Source organism: Streptomyces sp. ICC1 (genome assembly GCF_003287935.1).
Lineage (GTDB): Bacteria > Actinomycetota > Actinomycetes > Streptomycetales > Streptomycetaceae > Streptomyces > Streptomyces tritrimontium.
This window is the reverse complement of record NZ_CP030287.1, coordinates 3,111,857-3,130,355: the sequence shown is the minus strand read 5'-3', so window position 1 is coordinate 3,130,355 and position 18,499 is coordinate 3,111,857. Positions and strand designations below refer to the sequence as shown.

General features: G+C 73.0%; 20 protein-coding genes. 15 read left to right on the top strand and 5 right to left on the bottom strand.

Annotated elements, in window-relative coordinates:
- Positions 1-14 precede the first annotated feature (14 nt).
- From DRB96_RS14845 to DRB96_RS14835, 3 genes are all read left to right on the top strand, one after another.
- Positions 15-935, top strand: a complete 921-nt coding sequence (locus DRB96_RS14845; protein WP_112448897.1) for an SDR family oxidoreductase — start codon at positions 15-17, stop codon at positions 933-935.
- 131 nt (positions 936-1,066) lie between these two features.
- A complete protein-coding gene (locus DRB96_RS14840) occupies positions 1,067-2,335 on the top strand; it encodes an acyl-CoA dehydrogenase family protein (protein ID WP_112448896.1) in 1,269 nt (422 codons plus the stop codon).
- Positions 2,332-3,399 carry a Zn-dependent alcohol dehydrogenase gene (locus DRB96_RS14835; protein WP_112448895.1) on the top strand — a complete coding sequence of 356 codons (1,068 nt, stop codon included), beginning with the start codon at positions 2,332-2,334 and terminating at the stop codon, positions 3,397-3,399. Before DRB96_RS14840 ends, DRB96_RS14835 begins: the two co-directional genes overlap by 4 nt.
- Positions 3,400-3,691: 292 nt before the next feature.
- Here DRB96_RS14835 and DRB96_RS14830 read toward each other — a convergent pair whose 3' ends face one another.
- The gene (locus DRB96_RS14830) at positions 3,692-4,336 is read right to left on the bottom strand and encodes a flavin reductase family protein (RefSeq protein WP_112448894.1); all 645 of its coding nucleotides are present in this window, start codon (positions 4,334-4,336) and stop codon (positions 3,692-3,694) included.
- A gap of 115 nt (positions 4,337-4,451) precedes the next feature.
- Between DRB96_RS14830 and DRB96_RS14825 the strand changes: the two genes are divergently transcribed.
- Both DRB96_RS14825 and DRB96_RS14820 read left to right on the top strand, forming a co-directional pair.
- Positions 4,452-5,357, top strand: a complete 906-nt coding sequence (locus DRB96_RS14825; RefSeq protein WP_112448893.1) for a hypothetical protein — start codon at positions 4,452-4,454, stop codon at positions 5,355-5,357.
- Positions 5,358-5,518: 161 nt separating this feature from the next.
- The gene (locus DRB96_RS14820) at positions 5,519-6,295 is read left to right on the top strand and encodes a VOC family protein (RefSeq protein ID WP_112448892.1); all 777 of its coding nucleotides are present in this window, start codon (positions 5,519-5,521) and stop codon (positions 6,293-6,295) included.
- Between the two features lie 70 nt (positions 6,296-6,365).
- Here the strand turns inward: DRB96_RS14820 and DRB96_RS14815 are convergent, their stop codons facing one another.
- Together DRB96_RS14815 and DRB96_RS43770 are read right to left on the bottom strand one after the other, a co-directional pair.
- Complete coding sequence (locus tag DRB96_RS14815) at positions 6,366-7,169, bottom strand: enoyl-CoA hydratase-related protein (protein WP_112448891.1); 804 nt, start codon at positions 7,167-7,169, stop codon at positions 6,366-6,368.
- A complete protein-coding gene (locus tag DRB96_RS43770; RefSeq protein WP_204357725.1) occupies positions 7,082-7,588 on the bottom strand; it encodes a hypothetical protein in 507 nt (168 codons plus the stop codon). Before DRB96_RS43770 ends, DRB96_RS14815 begins: the two co-directional genes overlap by 88 nt.
- A gap of 290 nt (positions 7,589-7,878) precedes the next feature.
- Between DRB96_RS43770 and DRB96_RS14805 the strand changes: the two genes are divergently transcribed.
- From DRB96_RS14805 to DRB96_RS14785, 5 genes are all read left to right on the top strand, one after another.
- On the top strand, positions 7,879-8,709 hold the full coding sequence (locus DRB96_RS14805; RefSeq protein ID WP_112448890.1) for a hypothetical protein: 831 nt from the start codon (positions 7,879-7,881) through the stop codon (positions 8,707-8,709).
- A 218-nt stretch (positions 8,710-8,927) separates the two neighbouring features.
- On the top strand, positions 8,928-10,868 hold the full coding sequence (locus DRB96_RS14800) for a C1 family peptidase (RefSeq protein ID WP_112448889.1): 1,941 nt from the start codon (positions 8,928-8,930) through the stop codon (positions 10,866-10,868).
- Positions 10,869-10,906: 38 nt separating this feature from the next.
- Positions 10,907-11,224, top strand: coding sequence for a protease inhibitor I42 family protein (locus tag DRB96_RS14795; RefSeq protein WP_162688578.1), 318 nt, complete (start codon positions 10,907-10,909; stop codon positions 11,222-11,224).
- A gap of 63 nt (positions 11,225-11,287) precedes the next feature.
- Complete coding sequence (locus tag DRB96_RS14790; RefSeq protein ID WP_112453424.1) at positions 11,288-11,938, top strand: GntR family transcriptional regulator; 651 nt, start codon at positions 11,288-11,290, stop codon at positions 11,936-11,938.
- The gene (locus DRB96_RS14785; protein WP_112448887.1) at positions 11,935-13,431 is read left to right on the top strand and encodes an MFS transporter; all 1,497 of its coding nucleotides are present in this window, start codon (positions 11,935-11,937) and stop codon (positions 13,429-13,431) included. Before DRB96_RS14790 ends, DRB96_RS14785 begins: the two co-directional genes overlap by 4 nt.
- A 55-nt stretch (positions 13,432-13,486) precedes the next feature.
- Here DRB96_RS14785 and DRB96_RS14780 read toward each other — a convergent pair whose 3' ends face one another.
- The gene (locus DRB96_RS14780) at positions 13,487-14,317 is read right to left on the bottom strand and encodes a maleylpyruvate isomerase family mycothiol-dependent enzyme (protein WP_112448886.1); all 831 of its coding nucleotides are present in this window, start codon (positions 14,315-14,317) and stop codon (positions 13,487-13,489) included.
- A 155-nt stretch (positions 14,318-14,472) separates the two neighbouring features.
- Here DRB96_RS14780 and DRB96_RS14775 point away from each other — a divergent pair, with 155 nt between their 5' ends.
- Positions 14,473-15,252 carry a carbon-nitrogen family hydrolase gene (locus tag DRB96_RS14775; RefSeq protein ID WP_112448885.1) on the top strand — a complete coding sequence of 260 codons (780 nt, stop codon included), beginning with the start codon at positions 14,473-14,475 and terminating at the stop codon, positions 15,250-15,252.
- Between the two features lie 55 nt (positions 15,253-15,307).
- A complete protein-coding gene (locus DRB96_RS14770; protein ID WP_112448884.1) occupies positions 15,308-15,769 on the top strand; it encodes a hypothetical protein in 462 nt (153 codons plus the stop codon).
- On the opposite strand, the gene DRB96_RS14765 is transcribed toward DRB96_RS14770, so the two are convergent.
- Entirely contained in the window at positions 15,766-16,281 is a 516-nt protein-coding gene (locus DRB96_RS14765) for an LURP-one-related family protein (protein ID WP_112448883.1), read from the bottom strand. The genes DRB96_RS14770 and DRB96_RS14765 overlap by 4 nt on opposite strands.
- 32 nt (positions 16,282-16,313) lie before the next feature.
- Between DRB96_RS14765 and DRB96_RS14760 the strand changes: the two genes are divergently transcribed.
- The 3 genes from DRB96_RS14760 (at position 16,314) to DRB96_RS14745 (ending at position 18,392) form a co-directional block, all read left to right on the top strand.
- Positions 16,314-17,117 (top strand): hypothetical protein, encoded by an 804-nt coding sequence (locus tag DRB96_RS14760; RefSeq protein WP_112448882.1) that lies wholly within the window; start codon positions 16,314-16,316, stop codon positions 17,115-17,117.
- 131 nt (positions 17,118-17,248) lie between these two features.
- The gene (locus tag DRB96_RS44580; RefSeq protein ID WP_239516785.1) at positions 17,249-17,779 is read left to right on the top strand and encodes a recombinase family protein; all 531 of its coding nucleotides are present in this window, start codon (positions 17,249-17,251) and stop codon (positions 17,777-17,779) included.
- Complete coding sequence (locus tag DRB96_RS14745) at positions 17,757-18,392, top strand: hypothetical protein (RefSeq protein WP_239516136.1); 636 nt, start codon at positions 17,757-17,759, stop codon at positions 18,390-18,392. Before DRB96_RS44580 ends, DRB96_RS14745 begins: the two co-directional genes overlap by 23 nt.
- Positions 18,393-18,499 lie beyond the last annotated feature (107 nt).

Genomic DNA, 18,499 nt, shown 5'->3' with positions numbered 1-18,499 from the left:
GGAAGGGGCCGGGCATGGGGAACTTCTTGGCAGGCAAAGTCGTCGCCGTCACGGGCGCCGGCCGGGGCATCGGACGGGCCGTGGCACTCGCCGCGGCCGCCGAGGGCGCCAAGGTCGTCGTCAACGACTACGGCGTGGGGATGGAGGGCAACGAGCCCACCAGCGAGATCGCCGAATCGGTCGTGAAGGAGATCATCGCGGCGGGCGGCGAAGCCGTCGCCGTCGCCGACGACATCTCGACCATGGCGGGAGGTCAGCGCATCATCGACACCGCGCTCGCCCAGTACGGGCGCATCGACGGAGTCGTCTGCGTCGCCGGCATCCTGCGCGAGCGGATGCTGTTCAACATGTCCGAGGAGGAGTGGGACCCGGTGATCGCCACCCACCTCAAGGGCACCTTCACCGTCTTCCGCGCCGCCTCCGCCGTCATGCGCCGGCAGGGCACGGGCACGCTCATCGGCTTCACCAGCGGCAACCACCAGGGCTCGGTGGCCCAGGCCAACTACAGCGCGGCCAAGGGCGGGATCATCTCCCTCGTCCGCTCCGCCGCCCTGGGCCTGGCCAAGTACGGCGTGACCTCCAACGCGATCGCGCCCGTGGCGCGCACCCGGATGTCGGCCAACGTGCCGATGGAGCTCAAGGAGATCGGCGAGCCCGAGGACGTGGCGGCGCTGGTCACCTACCTGCTCTCCGACTGGGCCGTCGCCGTCGGCGGCGAGAAGATCACCGGGCAGGTCTACACGATCGCCGGCCCGAAGATCGCCGTCTGGGCCCAGCCCCGCGAACTGCGCGCAGGCTACGCCGAGGGCTCCTGGACCCCCGAGAAGATCGCCGACTTCCTGCCCGGCACGGTCGGCACCGACCCGATGCCGATGCTCGCGCAGCTCGAAGCCATGGCCAAGGCGGCCGCCGCCAAGGACCGCCCCAACGCGTAGGCCCGGTCCGGGCGATCCGCCCGGCACGGCGCGCGGGCATGCAGGCATGCAGGCGTGCAGGCGTGCAGGCGCGCGGGACCGGCCCGACGGCCGGACCCGGACACAGGACAGCACCCAAGGGGGGCACCGACATGGACTTCGGCTTCGGCGAGGAGGACGAGGAGCTGCGCGGCCGCGCCCGGGCGTGGCTCGCCGAGCACCTCACGGGACCGTACGCGCAGGCCATCGGCCTCGGCGGTCCCGGCAGCGAGCACGAGGGCGTCGAGCTCCGCCGCGCCTGGGAGCGCGAGCTGGGGCGCGGCGGCTGGATCGGCCAGGGCTGGCAGGCGGCCGACGGCGGGGCCGGCCCGGACCGTGCGGCCGGCCCGGACCGTGGGCCCGGGCCGGCCGGCGGCGCGTACGGCAACCGGCGGCTCTCCCTGACCGGACAGGTGGTGTGGGCCGAGGAGTACGCGGCCGCACGCGCCCCCGCCCGGGTCGGCCACATCGGCGAGAACCTCCTCGCGCCGACGCTCATCGCCTACGGCTCCCCGGAGCAGCGGGCCCGCTTCCTCCCCGCGATCGCGCTGGGCGAGGAGCTGTGGTGCCAGGGCTACTCCGAACCGGACGCCGGCTCCGACCTCGCGGGAATCCGTACGGCCGCAGTACGGGAACCCGGCCGGGGCGCGTCCGGGCGCCACCGCGTCACCGGGCAGAAGATCTGGACCTCGCTGGCCCAGGACGCCGACTGGTGCTTCGTCCTGGCCCGCACGGAGCCCGGCTCCAAGCGGCACCGGGGGCTGTCCTTCCTCCTCGTACGGATGGACCAGCCGGGCAAGGTCGACGTCCGGCCGATCCGGCAGATGTCGGGGACCTCCGAGTTCAACGAGGTGTTCTTCGACGGCGCGGTCGCCGAAGAGGTCGTCGGCGGCGAGGGCAACGGCTGGTCCGTGGCCATGGGACTGCTCGCCCTGGAACGGGGAGTGTCCACCCTCGTCCAGCAGATCGGCTTCGCGGCGGAGCTGGAGCGCGTGGTCGGGGCGTACGTGGCCGCCGGCGCGGGCGACCCCGTCCTGCGCGAACGCCTCGTACGCCAGTGGGCCGAACTGCGCACCATGCGGTGGAACGCGCTGCGGACGCTGGGCTCCGCGGACGGGGACCCGGGCGCGCCGAGCGTGGCCAAGCTGCTGTGGGGCGGCTGGCACCGGCGCCTGGGCGAACTGGCCGTCGCCGTCCGGGGCGCGGTGGCCAGCGCCGGGCCGGCGGACTGGGTGCGGGAGGTCCCGTACGAACTCGGACTCGACGAGGAGCAGCGGCTGTTCCTGTTCACCCGCGCCGACACCATCTACGGCGGCTCGGACGAGATCCAGCGCAACATCATCGCCGAGCGCGTGCTCGGCCTGCCTAAGGAGTCCAGGTGAGAGGCGTCGTATTCGACGGCAAGCAGGCCCAGGTGGTCGACGATCTGGAGATCCGAGACCCGGGGCCGGGGGAGGTGCTGGTCGCGATAGCGGCGGCCGGACTGTGCCACAGCGACCTCTCGGTGATCGACGGGACGATCCCGTTCCCGCCGCCGGTGGTCCTCGGCCACGAGGGCGCGGGCGTGGTGGAGGCGGTCGGTTCCGGGGTGACGCACGTCGTGCCCGGAGACCACGTCGCGCTGTCCACGCTCGCCAACTGCGGGGCGTGCGCCGACTGCGACCGGGGCCGGCCGACCATGTGCCGCAAGGCGATCGGGATGCCGGGGCAGCCGTTCTCGCGGGCCGGGCAGCCGCTCTACCAGTTCGCCTCCAACTCCGCCTTCGCGGAGCGGACCATCGTCAAGGCCGTCCAGGCGGTGAAGATCCCCGAGGACATTCCGCTGACCTCGGCCGCGCTGATCGGCTGCGGGGTCCTGACGGGTGTGGGCGCCGTACTGAACCGGGCGAAGGTGGACCGGGGCGAGACGGTCGTGGTCATCGGCACGGGCGGCATCGGGCTCAACGTCCTGCAGGGCGCGCGGATCGCGGGCGCCACGACCATCGTCGCGGTGGACGCGAACCCGGCGAAGGAGGCGGTGGCCCTGCAGTTCGGCGCCACGCACTTCATCGACGCCTCGGCGGTCCCGGACTCCTCGGCGGCCGTCCGCGACATCCTGCCGTCCGGCGCGGACCACGCCTTCGAATGCGTGGGCAACGTCAGGCTGATCCGCCAGGCGATCGACCTCCTCGACCGGCACGGGCAGGCCGTCCTGCTCGGCGTGCCCGGCTTCAAGGAGGAGGCGTCCTTCCAGGTCTCGTCCATGTACCTGGACAAGACGATCATGGGCTGCCGGTACGGCTCCTCGCGCCCGCAGCGCGACATCGCGCTCTACGCCGAGCTCTACCGGCAGGGCAAGCTGCTGCTGGACGAGCTGGTGACCGAGCTCTACCCGATCGAGGACTTCGCCAAGGCCGCGGACGACGCCCACCACGGGCGGGTGGCGCGCGGCGTGCTCACGTTCTGAACCGGGCCGTACGCCCCGCAACCGTGGCCGGCCCCCGCGCACCTGGCGCGGGGGCCGGCCACGGGTCCGTGTCAGCGGTTCCTGACGATCCAGCCGAGGGCCGCCACCGGAGCCGGGCACGCCAGGGAGTCGGGCACGCCAGGGAGTCGGGCACGCCAAGGAGTCGGGCACGCCGGGGAGCCGGGCATGCCAAGGAGCCGGGCACCCGGCTGAGGCCGGCGGGTCGCCGTCCACGGTCTGTCCGGCGGGCCCGGCCGCGCCCGGTACGAGGCCGCGACCCGGCAGCGGGGGGTCAGTCGGCGAAGCGGCCGAAGCGGCCCTTGTGGAAGAGGAGCGGGTCCCCTTCGCCGGCCGCGCCCATGGCCTCGACCTTGCCGACGACGATGAGGTGGTCCCCGCCGGTGTGCACGGCGTGGATCCGGCAGTCGATCCAGGCGGGCACCGCGTTCAGCTGGGGCGACCCGGTGGCGGGGGTGGGTGTGTGGTCCACCCCGGCGAACTTGTCCGCGCCGCTGACCGCGAACGCCCGGCACAGCGCGCCCTGGTCGGCGCCGAGGATGTTGACGCAGAACACCCCGGCGCGCGCGATGCGGGGCCAGGTGGTCGACGTACGGGCCACCATGAAGGTGACCAGCGGCGGGTCGAGGGAGAGCGAGGCGAAGGACTGGCAGGCGAAGCCGGCCGGGCCCTCCCCGTCCGTGCCGGGGGGCGCGGTGATGATCGTGACCCCGCTGGCGAAGTTTCCCAGTACGGCCCGGAATTCGGCGGGGCTGACGGGCGCGCGCTCGTCCTCGCCGACGGCCCGCAGATCGGGGCGCGGCAGGGGGTACCCCCGGACGGAGTGTGGGGGAGCGTCGACGGGCTCGGCCCCGGGCTCCGCCGCGGCGGAGGTGGGGGAGCCGACTGACCTGAGGTATCGGACGACGGTGGCCGCCATCCCTGCGTGTCCCATCACAGGACCGATTGAACCTGACGGTGCGTCAGATGGGAAGGGCGGTGTAGGGTTCACATCAATTGAACGTGTTCAATATGCGTCCAGGGGGGCGTTCGTCATGTGGAACCACGTGGTCACGGCGCAGCAGCCGCAGAAGCCGGCCTGGAGCGGCATCGCGCCCGGCGCGGAGACCGTGGGAGGAGCGCAGCTCTACTGCGCGGTGCTGTACTGGCAGCTCACCGGCATGTCCGAGGAGCCCTACGGCCGGGGCTTCGGACACGGCATCGCCGTCCTCTTCTGGCTGGCCGTCATGGTCGTGGGCAGCCCCCTCGTCGTGGTCCTGCTGGGAAACCTGCACAGCATCCTGTTCACCACACCGGTGATGGAGCTCTCGAACGCCGCGGGCGTCCGCAGCAAGTACCCCGCACCCTGGTGGGCCCTGCCGGTCCTGGGCGCGCTCGCGGCCGTGTACGCGGCACCGGTCGCCCTCCTCAACGATTCCTCGTACGCCGCCACCTGGCTCTGGCTCGCGGCCTACGGGCTGCTGCCCGTGGGGGTGGCGGTGTTCGCGCGGATGCGGCAGGTGCCGAGGGCCAAGGTGCGCAAGTGGGCGGTGCTGCCGGCCGTGGCCGGAGCGATCGCCGCCTTCTACCTCGGAGCCGTCGCCCCGGCCTACCAGCCGCCGGTCCTGGAGCGCGCCGACTACATCGGCGAATGGGCGGGCGACGGCATCCGCCTCGAACTGGGCGCACAGGGCGAGGTGGTCGCGAAGAGGCTGCCGGTGAGTACCTGGACGCCGGGCGAGGGCACGGAGGTGGTGACCGTCTGCTCGGGGAACGGGACCTGGACGCCCCAAGAGGAGGATCGCCTCCAGCGGGCGGGTGTGGTCCTGGAGATGCCCGACTGCACGGCCCGGGGCACGGAGCTGAGGTGGGACGTGGCGGGGACGGCGCGCGAGCCGGAGCTGTTCGTCCTGATCGGAGACCCGGACGCGGGCGACCTGCGCGTACTGCACAAGAAGTAGGCGGGGCGGGTGGCGGCGGCGCCACGGGGGGCAGGAGTCCCCTTACGCCGTACGGGTGAACCCGGGGAACCGCCGGGCCCCGTGGCCCGCAGGTCCCGTACCGGCTGGGCATCGTGTCGGGGACCGCGTAGGGACTGCGCCACGGACCACAGGAGGACCTCATGCTCGGCACCGATTTCCGCAAGGGATCGCCCAACTGGCTCGACCTCGGAAGCCCCGACACCGACGCCGCCATCTCCTTCTACACCGGAGTCTTCGGCTGGGACTTCGTCTCCCTCGGACCCGAGGCGGGCGGCTACGGCTTCTTCCAGGTCGACGGCAAGACCGTCGCCGCGCTCGGGCCGCTCACCGAGAAGGGCGCCAAGTCCGCCTGGATGCTGCACTTCCACACCCCCGACATCCAGGCCACCGTGGACGGGGTCAGGGCCGGCGGCGGAGTGGTGCGCACGGAGCCCATGGACGTCATGGGGGAGGGCTGGCTGGCCCAGGTCACCGACCCGCAGGGCGCGGAGTTCGCGCTGTGGCAGCCCGGGAAGACCGCGGGGCTGGGGCTGGCCTCTGCCGAGAACACCCTGGTCTGGGCGGAGCTGCACGTGCCGGACCCGGTCGCGGACATCGCCTTCTACGCCGGTCTGTTCGGCTGGCGCTCCGCCGACATGGAGGCGCCCGGCATGACGTACCGGGTGCTGAGCATCGCCGACGGGGACCAGGAGGACGGCTCCTTCGGCGGAGTCGCCCCCTCCGAGGGCGACGGGCCCAAGGGCTGGGTGCCGTACTTCAACGTCGCGGACGTCGACGCCACCGCCGCCGCGACCACGGCGGGCGGCGGCTCGGTGCTGATGCCGGCGGCGGACGTGCCGGACGTCGGCCGGATCGCCTTCCTCGCGGACCCGGCGGGAGCGATGTTCGCGCTCCTGAAGCCGGACCCCCGGATGTGACCCGCGCGGGCCGGGCGCACCCGGCCCGGCCCGGCCCGGCCCGGCCCGGTCCGTGCCGTGCTGTGCTGTCTTAGCGGCCGAGGTACTTGGGCGTACGGCGCTCCACGAAGCTCGCCACTCCCTCGTTGGCGTCGGCGGTGGTCATGTTCAGCTCCTGGGCGGTGGCCTCGGCGGCGAGGGCGGTCGCCCGGTCGCTGTCCAGGGAGGCGTTGACCAGCTGCTTCGTCATCGCGAGGGCGCGGGTGGGGCCCTGCGCGAGGCGCTCGGCCCACGCCCGGGCGGTCTCCTCCAGCTCCTCGGCCGCGACCACCTTGTTGACCAGGCCCAGGCGCTCGGCCTCGACGGCCGGGACGGCGTCGCCGAAGAACATCAGCTCCTTCGCCTTCTGCGGGCCGACCAGGCGGGGCAGCAGGTACGCGCCGGCGCCGTCCGGGACCAGCCCGCGCCGTACGAACACCTCGATGAAACGGGCCGGTTCGGCGGCGATGACCAGATCGCAGGCGAGCGCGAGGTGCGCGCCGATCCCGGCGGCGGTGCCGTTGACGGCGGCGATGACCGGCTTCTCGCAGTCGAGCACGGCGGTGATCAGGCGCTGCGCGCCGAGCCGGATCATGCGGGCGACGTCGCCGGCGACCCTCTCGCCGGTGGCGGGCGCGCCGCGCAGGTCGGCGCCCGCGCAGAAGCCCTTGCCGGTGGCGGTGATCACGACGGCCCGCACGGCGGGGTCGGCGGAGGCCTCGGCGAGCAGGGCGATGACGCGCTCGCGCTGGTCCCAGGTGACGGCGTTCATCGCCTCGGGCCGGTTGAGGGTGATCCACGAGACGCCGTTGTCGATGCGGTGGAGGACTTCGTCCTCGGCGGCTGCTGCTGCCATGCCTGAACTCCCGTTCGGGGGTGAGTGGTGGTGGTGGGTGCGGATCCAGCCCCGCCGGCGATTGAGGCGCGGGGTCGGGGGCGGAGCCCCACGGGTCCGGGCTCCGCCCGGGCCGGAGCACCCCGGAGACGTACAGGGTGGGGCGGGTCGGCGGAGTCCCAGGCCTCGGCGAACCAGGCGAGGGACTGGCGGACGTACACGGTGTGCGGGTCGGGGACGGGCAGCATGCCGCGCGTGTAGACGGCGAGGCTGCGCCCGCCGGGCGAGGGGTGGAAGCGGGCCTGCGCGGGCTCGGCGTCGACGTGGGCGCGGAACTGGGGCATGAACAGCTCGCTGCGCGCGAGTGCGTCGAGGTATCCCGGCCAGTCGCCGCGCGTCTTGGCCCCGTAGAGCTCCCGCTCGATGGAGCTCGGCGCCATCCACCCATCCATGCGGGTCAGCCTAACGGGGCGGCTGTGGGGCCCTGCCCGGGGGCCGCGGAGCGGGCGGCGACTTCGGGGGTGTCTTCACGAGGGTGCAGCACACCCGGGGGGTGACGGCATCGGGGCAGGTCACAGGCGTACGTAGCCCGGTTGCCCGGCGTGTCGCGGGGGTGTCAACCGGGCTTCGGGTTGCGGGGGGTGACGGGGTGTCGGTGAGTGGGCGGGGACACGTCCCATGTCCCCGCTGTCACCGCTGTCCCCGCTGTCCCCCTGACAGGAGAGTTCCGTTGCACCGCATCACGCGCTACACCGTCCCCGCCGCCCTCTGCCTGAGCCTGCTGGCCGTGTCCCCCGGCCTGGCATCGGCCACCGCCGAGCCCGCGAAGCCGCAGGCCGCGGTGGCCGGGAAGGCCATCCCCGGCACCGAGGCGCTGCTCGCGCAGGTCCAGTCGCTGGGCGGTCTGGGCGGGCTGCTCAAACCGGTCACCGATCTGCTGGCCGCCATCCTGAAGTCCCCCGACGGCAAGCTCCCGGAGGCGGACCTCGCCGCCTTCAAGGAGAAGATCGACGCGGCGCTCGCGGAGCTGAGGAAGACCCTGCCCGCCGTCCCGGCCCTGCCCGTGCCGGTCCCGCCGGTGGACGTGCCGAAGCTCCCGGTGGACCCGCCGAAGCTGCCGGTCGACGTCCCGGCGCTGCCGGTGGAGGCCCCGAAGCTGCCCGTCGAAGCCCCGAAGCTGCCGGTGGAAGCGCCCAAGCTGCCGGTCGACGCGCCGGCGCTGCCGGTGGAGGCCCCGAAGCTGCCCGTCGAAGCCCCGAAGCTGCCGGTCGACGCGCCCAAGCTGCCCGTCGCGCTGCCCGTGGCCGCCCGCAAGGCCGCCGATGGTCCGCTGGACCTGGTCACCGGTGCCATCGACAAGCTCAAGGCCTCCGTGGACGGCCTCACCAAGGCCGCGGGCCCCTGCGGTTGCTCCACCGACGCCAAGGCCAAGGCCACCGACGTGGTGACCGACCTCGTCGCCGCGCTGCTCGCGCTGCTGACCGGCGCCGGGCTGCCCGGCCTGCCCCCGCTCCCGGTCCCGGCGCCGGCCCTTCCGGTTCCGGCGCTGCCCGTCGGGTAGCCGGGGCCCCGGCCGCCGCGCCGCCGCACCGTGCCCGGGCCGACCGCCAGGGCGGCAGCGCACGACGGCGCGGCACGGCGCCCGCCACCGCGCGAACGGCGTACGACCGCCGTGCGACCGCCGTGCCGCCGCGCGACCGCACGGACCCCCTTGACGTGCGCCCCGGCCCGGTGGACGCTCCCCGGGCTCGGATCCGCGAGGGTGCATGGGGGGCCGGAATGCCGGAGCAGTCGGACCAGTCCGTCCAGTCGGCGGGGGAGCTGCGGGCCCAGCTCGCGGCCCACGGGGCGCGATGGTCCGTGAGCGAACACCTCGCCGACGACGATCCCGTCCCCAGGCCCGCGCTGGGCCTGGGGGAGGGATCGCCGATCACGCCCGCCGCGGCCGCGCCGCCCGTGGACCTGAGGGCGCTCATCGGGCGGCCGAGCGGCAATCCGCACCTCACCCGGCGCAGGGCGGCGCACGGCCTGCTGCCGGGTGCGCCGTCGCCGTCGCCGTCATCGGCGCCGTCGCCGTCGCGGACCGGGGGTCCGGCACCGGCGGCCCGGCCCGCCGCCGTGGACTGGCGCACCCGCTGGGGCTGGCCCTGGATCACCAAGGTGAAGGACCAGAACCCCTGCAGCTCCTGCTGGTCGTTCGGGGCGGCCGGCCTGGTCGAGTCGATGGCCCGCATCGAGCACCACGTATGGGCCGAGCGGTCCGAGGGCGACGTGCACGACGGGCTGAAGGCACCCTGCGGGCAGACCGGGAGCCCCGAGGCGGCGCTCGACTGGATCAAGGGCAACGGCGGCCTCGCCGACCCGGGCTGCTGGCCGTACTCCCCGCCCCCGCCGGGCACGCCCGCCGACCGCCGCGACGCCTGGCGGGCCGAGTACACGCCGAGCTGGGACCGCTCGGGCCGCACCGTCCGGATCACCGACTACGTCCGGCTCGGCGACGTGGAGCAGCAGAAGGTGTGGCTGGACACGGTCGGGCCGCTGACGGCCTGCTTCGACGTGTACGACGACTTCTTCGGCCTCGGCGCCGGCGTCTACCACCGCACCAGCGACCGCCTCGCGGGCGGCCACTGCGTCCTGATCACCGGCTACGACGACGCGGCCGGCTGCTGGCTCTTCAAGAACTCCTGGGGGCCCGGCTACCACGTGGGCGGCCACGGCCGGATCGCGTACGGCGAGGCGAAGATCGACCACTGGGCCAAGTGCGGTCTGCGCGGCACCAACATCGACCCGTGGAGCAAACGCCGCCTGCACGCCGGGAACGTCTACGAGAGCGGCAACGGGCGCGCCCACCGCAACTTCGAGCTGGCCGCGCGGGGCGAGGGCGGCTCCCTGCGGCACTGGTGGCGCGAGGGCGACGCCCCCTTCCCGTGGGCCCGTGCCCGGACCTTCGCCTCCGACGCCTCCGGCCAGCCCGCCTTCACGGGGACCACCTACAACCGGAACATGGAGTCGCTGCACGTCACCACCGGCGGCCGGCTGCGCCACTGGTACTACGAGCATTTCGGCGGTGCCTGGCGCGACGGCGGCGCCTTCGGCCCGGGCGACGCGGCGGTCGGCTCGACCCCGGCCTTCATCCAGAGCGACTACGGGGCGCCGGGCAACTTCGAGGTGGTCGTCCGCACCGCCGACGGCCGGCTGAACCACTGGTGGCGGATCAACGGCGCCCCCTGGACCTGGAACGACGGCGGCCGCTTCGCCTCCGGCATCGCCCACTACGGCCCGGCCCTGGTCCAGACCCGCTCCCGCCACCTCGACCTGGTGGCCGCCCGCACCGACGGGCGGATGCAGCTGTGGTGGCGCGACGACCCGAACGGCTTCGCCTGGCGCCCCGGCGAGATCTTCGGCGCCGGGACCACCTCCGCGCCCTGCATGATCGAGGCGCAGTACGGGGCGGCCGACGAGGACACCGCCGGGAACTACGAGCTGTGCGTGACGGGCGCGGGCGGCCGGATCGAGCACTGGTGGCGCGGCAACGCGGGCGGCGCCGCCTGGCAGCGCTCCGCGGTCTTCGGCCACGACGTGCTGGCCGTCACCGGGATGCTGCAGGGCAGCTTCGGGTTCAACCTGGAGGTGATCGCCCTGCGCACCGACCGCCTGCTCCAGCACTACTGGCGCGACGGCGCGGGCTGGCACGAGGGGACCGTGATCGGCCCGGCGTGAGTGGCCCGGCGTGAGCGGCCGGCGCGAGAGGAGTGCGCGTGGAGGTACGCGAGGTGGCGCTAGCCCCGGGTGAGCCGTACGAGCTGCGGCTGACCGGGCGCGGTGCGCGCGGCTACGTGTGGACCTGGCAGGTGACCGGGGACTCCGATGCCGTCTCCGTGGCCGAGGGCCCGCCGCTGCCGGCCCCGGCGCGGCCGCCGCTGCCCGGGGCGCCCGTCGAGCGCGTGTACGTCGTCCGGGCCCGGGCGGACGGCCGGGCCCGGATCCGCTTCGCGCAGGTCCGGCCGCCGTACCCGCAGGAGGCCCCGTACGACGAGTTCGTCCTGGACGTGGTGGTGGCGGCGCCGGGGAAGTGAGGCACCGGGTCCGCATCGTGGACGTGCGGCGGGTTGCACCCTTGTTGTATCTATGCTGTGCGCATGTCATCAGCCGCCACCGCCGTGACCGCCGCCGAACGGGTCTACCAGCACGTCAAGCAGGGCGTGCTCGAACGCCGCTACGAGGGCGGGATCCTCCTCACGGAAGGCGAGCTCGCCGTCGCGGTCGGGGTCTCCCGCACGCCGGTCCGCGAGGCGCTGCTGCGGCTGGAGACCGAGGGGCTGCTGAAGCTGTACCCGAAGAAGGGCGCCCTCGTCCTGCCCGTCTCGGCCCAGGAGATCGCCGACGTCATCGAGACCAGGCTGCTGGTCGAGGAGTTCAGCGTCCGCCGGGCCGTGCCCGCCCCGCCCGGGCTGCTGAACCGGCTCGCGGAGCTCATCGGGGAGCAGCGCCGGCTCGGCGCCGCCGGTGAACTCGGCGCGATGATGGCCGCGGACCGGGCCTTCCACGCGGAGATCGTGCGCAGCGCCGGCAACCAGATCCTGTGCCGCCTCTACGACCAGCTGCGCGACCGCCAGCTGCGGATGGGCGTCGCCGTGCTGCACGCGCACCCCGACCGGGTGGAGCGGACGCTGAGCGAGCACACGGAGATCCTCGACGCCCTGCGCGCGGGCGACGCGGAGACGGCCGCGGCGGCCGTACGGGCGCACGTGGGCCGGGTCGCGGAACTGGTGCGGGGGTCCGCCCGATGAGCGCGCGAGCCGGCGGCGGCGCCGGTCCGGTCGGTCCGGTCGGTCCCGTCGGTCCGGTCGGTCCCGTCGTCAAGGATCCTCCGGGCGGCCGCAAGGCGGTCCTGGTGTGGTCGATCGGCGTCGCCGTCTACTTCGTCGCGGTCATCTTCCGCACCAGCCTCGGCGTCGCCGGCATCGAGGCCGCCGACCGCTTCCACGTGAACGCCTCCGCGCTGTCCACCTTCTCCCTCCTCCAACTGCTGGTCTACGCGGGCATGCAGATACCCGTCGGCCTGATGGTGGACCGGCTCGGCACCAAGAAGGTCCTCACCCTCGGCGCGGTGCTCTTCACCGCGGGCCAGCTCGGCTTCGCCCTCTCCCCCTCCTACGGGATGGCCCTGGCCGCCCGCGCCCTGCTGGGCTGTGGCGACGCCATGACCTTCATCTCCGTGCTGCGGCTCGGGAGCCGCTGGTTCCCGGCCCGCCGGGCCCCGTTCATGGCGCAGCTGGCCGGCCTGGTCGGGATGGCGGGCAACCTGGTCTCCACCCTGGTGCTGGCGCCCGTCCTGCACGGGGTCGGCTGGGTCCCGGCGTTCGCGGGCAGCGCGGTGGCGGGGCTGGTCGTCCTGGTCCCGCTCGTGCTGTTCCTGCGCGACAGCCCCGACAGCCCCGACAGCCCCGACAACGCCGCGGCCCATGAGCCCGCGCCGCGGCCCGCCGGGGCGGGGGGCTCCGGTACGGCGGGCTTCGGTACGGGGGGCTCCGGCACGGGGGGTTTCGTGCGGCGCCAGATCGCCGACTCCTGGAAGGAGCCCGGTACCCGGCTCGGCCTGTGGGTGCACTTCACCACGCAGTTCCCGGCGATGGTGTTCCTGCTGCTGTGGGGCATGCCCTTCCTCGTCGAGGCGCAGGGGCTCTCGCGCACCACCGCGGGCGGCCTGCTGACGCTCGTCGTCACCTCGAACATCGCGCTCGGCCTGGTCTACGGGCAGATCGTGGCCGGGCGGCAGTCCGCGCGGATCCCCCTCGCGCTGGGCACGGTCGCCCTCACCGCGCTGCTGTGGGGCTCGGTGCTCGCCTATCCGGGGGACCGGGCGCCGATGTGGCTGCTGGTCTGCCTCTGCCTGGTGCTCGGCACCTGCGGCCCGGCCTCGATGATCGGCTTCGACTTCGCCCGCCCGGCCAACCCGCCGGAGCGCCAGGGCACGGCCTCCGGAATCACCAACATGGGCGGTTTCATCGCGTCGATGACGACCCTGCTGGCGGTGGGCCTGCTGCTCGACGCCACGGGCGACGACTACCGCGTCGCGTTCTCGTCGGTCTTCGTCCTGGAACTGCTCGGCATCACCCAGGTCCTGCGCCTGCGCGGCCGCGCCCTGGCCCGCGAACGGGAACGCGCACGCGCACGGTCGGCGCCGCCGGCGGGGCGGGCCGCGGCGCCGGCGGCGCCGCCCGGGCAGGCCGCCGCGCCGGCCCCGGACCGCGCGGCGGCCCCCGGCCCGGGGCTCCCGTAGTCCCGGGCAACGGCAACGGCAACGGCAACGACTGCGGCTCCTGCTGCGGCTCCGGCTACGGGGTCACGGAGAACTGGGCGAGGATCGCCTCGGCCAGCGCCTGGTCGCCCTCCACCTTCACCCGGTCCGCGACCGTGTGCGCCCGCACCCGGCCCGCCGCGAGCCGTACGTATGTCTCCCAGTCCAGCGTCAGCGTCACCGCCGGCCCCAGCGAAGGGGCCTTGTCGATCGTGCCGCGGCCCTCCGCGTCGACCCGTACCGTCCGCATGAACTCCAGCGCGCCGTGCACGTCGATGACGACCGCCGAGTTCGCGGGCGCCCCCGCCTTCTTCGCGACCACCTTCGGCAGCCCGGACAGCAGCATGTCCCGCGCCACGTACGCGCCCGGGGAGTCCCAGTTGCCCGGCGCCCCCAGCGCCGCCCGCAGGTCCTGCTCGTGGACCCACACGTCGAAGGCGCGCAGCCGCAGCGCGTGCTCCAGCGTCGTCGGCTCGCCCAGCGGCCCGCGCACCGTGGTGTCCGGATCGCGCTTCTCGTTGCGCAGCTGGCGCGAGCGGCGGATGACCGTGTACTCCAGCTCCGAGGTCATCTCCGGCGCCGTGTGGTGGCGCCGTACGTCGACCTGCACTTCCATGTACCGGGTGAACTCGTCGACCACGTGCCGCAGGTCCCGGGGGAGGGTGTGGATCGGCCGCGGGTCGCCGAGCTGCTCGCACTCGATGCCGATGATGTGTGACACGACGTCACGCACGGACCAGTTCGGGCAGGGCGTCGCCCGGTTCCACGCGCCGTCCGTCAGCGGAAGGACCAGCTCGGATATCGCCTCGATGGAGTGGGTCCACGCGTCGGCGTAGGGCTGAAGGCTGGGATGCGGATGGACGGTCAACGGGACCCCTCGCGTGCTGTTCATTGGCGCGTTGGCGCGTTCTGGAAGCTTGTGCAATGGCTTCAAAACTACGCTGCCGGAGAGCACCCCGGCAGTGCTTTCGTGTGACGATCGTAGGCCCGAGTTGACGGCTTGAATGCCAGGACGGTGGTACTGTGCGCGCTTCCCTGATCCAAATCGCGGTGAATGAGGGGGAGTCGGCTGGTTCCCGCCGCTCCCGTGCCGCCGACCTCGTACGCGAACAGTCCGCCTCCGACCTCGTCGTCCTGCCGGAGCTGTGGACCATCGGGGCCTTCGCCTACGAGCAGTTCGAGACGGAGGCGGAGCCGCTGGACGGCCCGACCTACGAGGCCATGTCCAAGGCGGCCCGCGACGCCGGGGTCTGGCTGCACGCCGGCTCCATCGTGGAGCGAGCGGGCGACGGCTCGCTCTACAACACCGCGCTCGTCCTCTCCCCGACGGGCGAGCTCGCGGCCACGTACCGCAAGATCCACCGCTTCGGCTTCGACCAGGGCGAGGCCGTCCTGATGTCCGCCGGCGAGTCCCTGACCACGGTCGTCCTGCCGGAGCAGACCCTCGGCCTCGCCACGTGCTACGACCTTCGCTTCCCGGAACTCTTCCGCGGCCTGGTCGACGCCGGGGCGACGACGATGGTGGTGGCCGCGGGCTGGCCGGCCCGCCGCCGCGGCCACTGGACCCTGCTGAACCGGGCCCGGGCCGTCGAGGACCAGGCGTACGTCCTCGCGTGCGGGTCGTCCGGCACGAACGGCGGCGTCGAGCAGGCCGGGCACAGCCTGGTCGTCGACCCGTGGGGCGAGGTCCTGGCGGAGGCGGGCCCGGGGGAGGGCGTGCTGACGGTGGAGCTGGACCCGGCGAAGGTCGCCGAGACGCGGGAGCAGTTCCCGGCCCTGAAGGACCGCCGACTGGGACGCTGACCCGGTGGGGTTTACTTGTGCGAAGTCGGCACGAGGTCAAAGGTGAGCACGGAACATGACGGACGGGGACACGGCGGACGAGGCGGCGAGGGCCGGGACCGGCGAGCCGGCCCAGGCCCCGCCCGCGGCCCAGGCCCCGCCCGCGGCGCCGGCCCCGTCCGCTCCGCCGGCCCCGGCGGAGCGGGTCCTCGCCCGCGTCCTCGCGGTCGTCACCGCGGCAGCTGCCGCCGCGCTGCTGACCGCCGTGGCCCCGGTCGCGCGCGACGTGCTGCGGCCCGTGTACGCGTACTCCGTCGAGATATCGGGCCCCTTCGACGAAGAGGGCCGCGAGACGCCGGTCCTCTGGGAGTACGGAGTGACCAGCACCTCCCAGGCCACCCTCGAATCGGGGACCCGGCTGGAGGTCACGTACGACCCGGACCTCACCGAAGCCGAACGGGCCGCCCTGCGCGAGCACCTCGCCCGCATCCCCGGCGCGGGCCCGGTCAAGACCTGCGACCGCCGCGGCTGCGACTAGTCCTCCCCGTCCCGGTCCCCGTCCCCCTCGCGCTCCTTCTCGGACATCCGGATCACGCACACGGCGACCGCGATCAGCAGCGAGGCGTCCGCGTCCTCGCGGACCACGTCGACGGCGTACGTCTCGCGAACCCGATACCACTGGCGGGAGACCAGGGCGAGGAGCTCCCCGTCGTACTCGACCTTGAACTCCCGGTCCAGGATCCGCCCGCTGACATCGAGCTCGGTGCCCTCGTTGAGCACCACCAGGTAGTGGTTGCGCAGCAGCGAGAACCGCTTCTTCCGGATCACCGCGAGCCGCCGCTCGTCCCGCTCCAGCGTCATCGCGTCGCGCAGGGCGAACATCTTCGCCCGCAGCGTGATCAGGATCCGCCCGTCGGGGTCCTTGAGCTCCAGTGTGTCCCGGAAGCGCAGCGCCTTCCCGTCGACGAGGAAGGCGTGCCGGCCGTCCTCGTCCTCGATCCAGTAGTCGTCCCCGACGGCCAGCAGTTTGTCCCGAACCAGGTATTTCATGCCGTCATCGCTGCCCGCGATAGGTTCGCGTCATGCCACTCCTTTACGTGACCGACCTGGCGTACCCGGCGCGCGGCCGCCGCTACGGCGACGAAGACGTCTTCCTCACCTCGCGCCTGCGCGAGCACTTCCCGCTGGCCCTGTGCCACCCGCTGGACGCGGAGGCCCTTCTGCCGAAGGGCTTCGACACGGTCGTCGTCCGCAACAGCGGCCCGGTCATCCACCACCAAGAGGCCTACGACTCCTTCCGCGCGGCCGCCCTCGCCGCCGGCACCCGGGTCTACAACCCGCTCACGGGCCGCGGCGACATGGCGGGCAAGCAGTACCTCCTCGACCTGACGAAGGCCGGCCATCCGGTCATCCCGACGATCGACGACCCGGCGGACCTGTCCCTCCTCCCCGCCTCCCCCTCGTACGCGGTGAAGCCGAAACAGGGCGCGGACTCGATCGGCCTGACCTTCACCCCGCACCCGGACTGCGCACCGGGAGAGTTCCTGATCCAGCCGCGCATCGACTTCGCGTACGAGGTGTCCTTCTACTTCGTGGACGACGCCTTCCAGTACGCCCTGTACGCCCCCGACCCGGACCGCCGCTGGGAGCTGACCCCCTACGAGCCCACCCCGGCGGACCTGGCCTTCGCCCGCACCTTCATCGACTGGAACACCCTCGACCACGGCATCCAGCGCGTGGACGCCTGCCGAGCTCCCTCGGGCGAGCTCCTCCTGGTCGAGCTGGAGGACCTGAACCCGTACCTCTCCCTGGACCTCCTCCCCACCGAGGTCCAGGACACCTTCATCACTTCCCTGGTCCGCTCGCTCCAAGGCTTCGGAGCCTGACGGCCAGGACCTCCTAGAGCTCGCTGGTGTCGAGGTCGATCCCGAACGGCTCCGGGAGCCGGACCGGGGTCCCGAAGGGGTGAGGGCGTTCCGGTTACAAGACCGTTGAGCGCAAAGGCTTCGACGCCGCGCTGGCGGCCGTCACGGCGGGCGTCGTCGGCACGCTGATCGTCTGGAAACTGGACCGTCTGTCCCGCAAGGGCAGCGGCCAGGTGGGCAAGGTGCTGGACGACATCGAGGAGGCCGGCGGCCGTCTCGTCTCAGTCGTGGACGGCCTCGACACCTCGAATGACTCCGCGCGCATGGTCGTCGCGATGCTTGCTGAGCTCGCCCGGTCCGAGTCGAAGAATCTCGGCACGCGTGTAGGGCATGCGAAGCGCTACCTCCGCAGCAAGGGGCAGTGGATCGGCGGACAGCCCCCGTACGGGCTGCTCATCGACGCGAAGACCAAGAAGCTGGTCCACGACCCGGAGCACGCTGTCTACGCCCGTTTGATCGCGGATGAAGCGCTCGCCGGGGCATCGTTGGTTCAAGATTGCCCGACTCCTCAACGAGTACGAGATCCTCTCGCCCAGGGGCGGGCAGTGGAACGCGGCCAGCATCATGCAGCTCCTGCGTTCACCGGCCTTCGCTGGTCTGATGCCGGAGACCGAGACCGTTGAGACGGACGACGGCGAGCGGAAGTACACGGGCAGGGTCTTTCCGTACCGAGATCCCGAGACACTCGACACGATTGAGATCGGCGAGGGGATCATCACGGTCGGAGAGCGCGAACGGATCATCCGAACGCTGGAATCCAGAACGTTCGTGCACGCGGGAAAGCGGCGCCCGAAGCCCGAGGGGACGGCGCTGCTCACAGGACTTGTCTACTGCGCGGTTCTTCGCGAAACGAGATGCGCTCACCGCGGAGATCCAGGACGAGGAGCCCGTCTGGCTGATCTGGAGGATGCACGCTACGTGCGTGGTGAGTTCAGTGGCGCGGCAGCCGTGGAACGCTACAACCGGCTTTCAGAGCGCCTGAGGGGACGTGTCGACGGCCTCCGCGGCGATCTCCACAGGCTCCCCATGCCGTCCGTGGACGTGTCTCCGATGCTCGATGGCGTCACTCTGCGCGAGGCATGGACGGACGCGACGAACGAGGACCGGCGCGAACGGCTGTCGCTCGCCATAGACCGCGTTGAGGTGAACAAGGGAGTGCGCGGGCAGCGCATCATCCCCGAGCAACGCATCCAGATCCATTGGGCAGAGCCGGCGGGAACCGACACTCCTACCTGACCACGGCAAGCGCGCAGCGGACAGGAGTGACGAAATGACGGAATGACGCTCTCGCCCGGTTACCTCTGGTCCCCCGGACTGCCAGCCGTGGTGGAGCGTATGCCCTG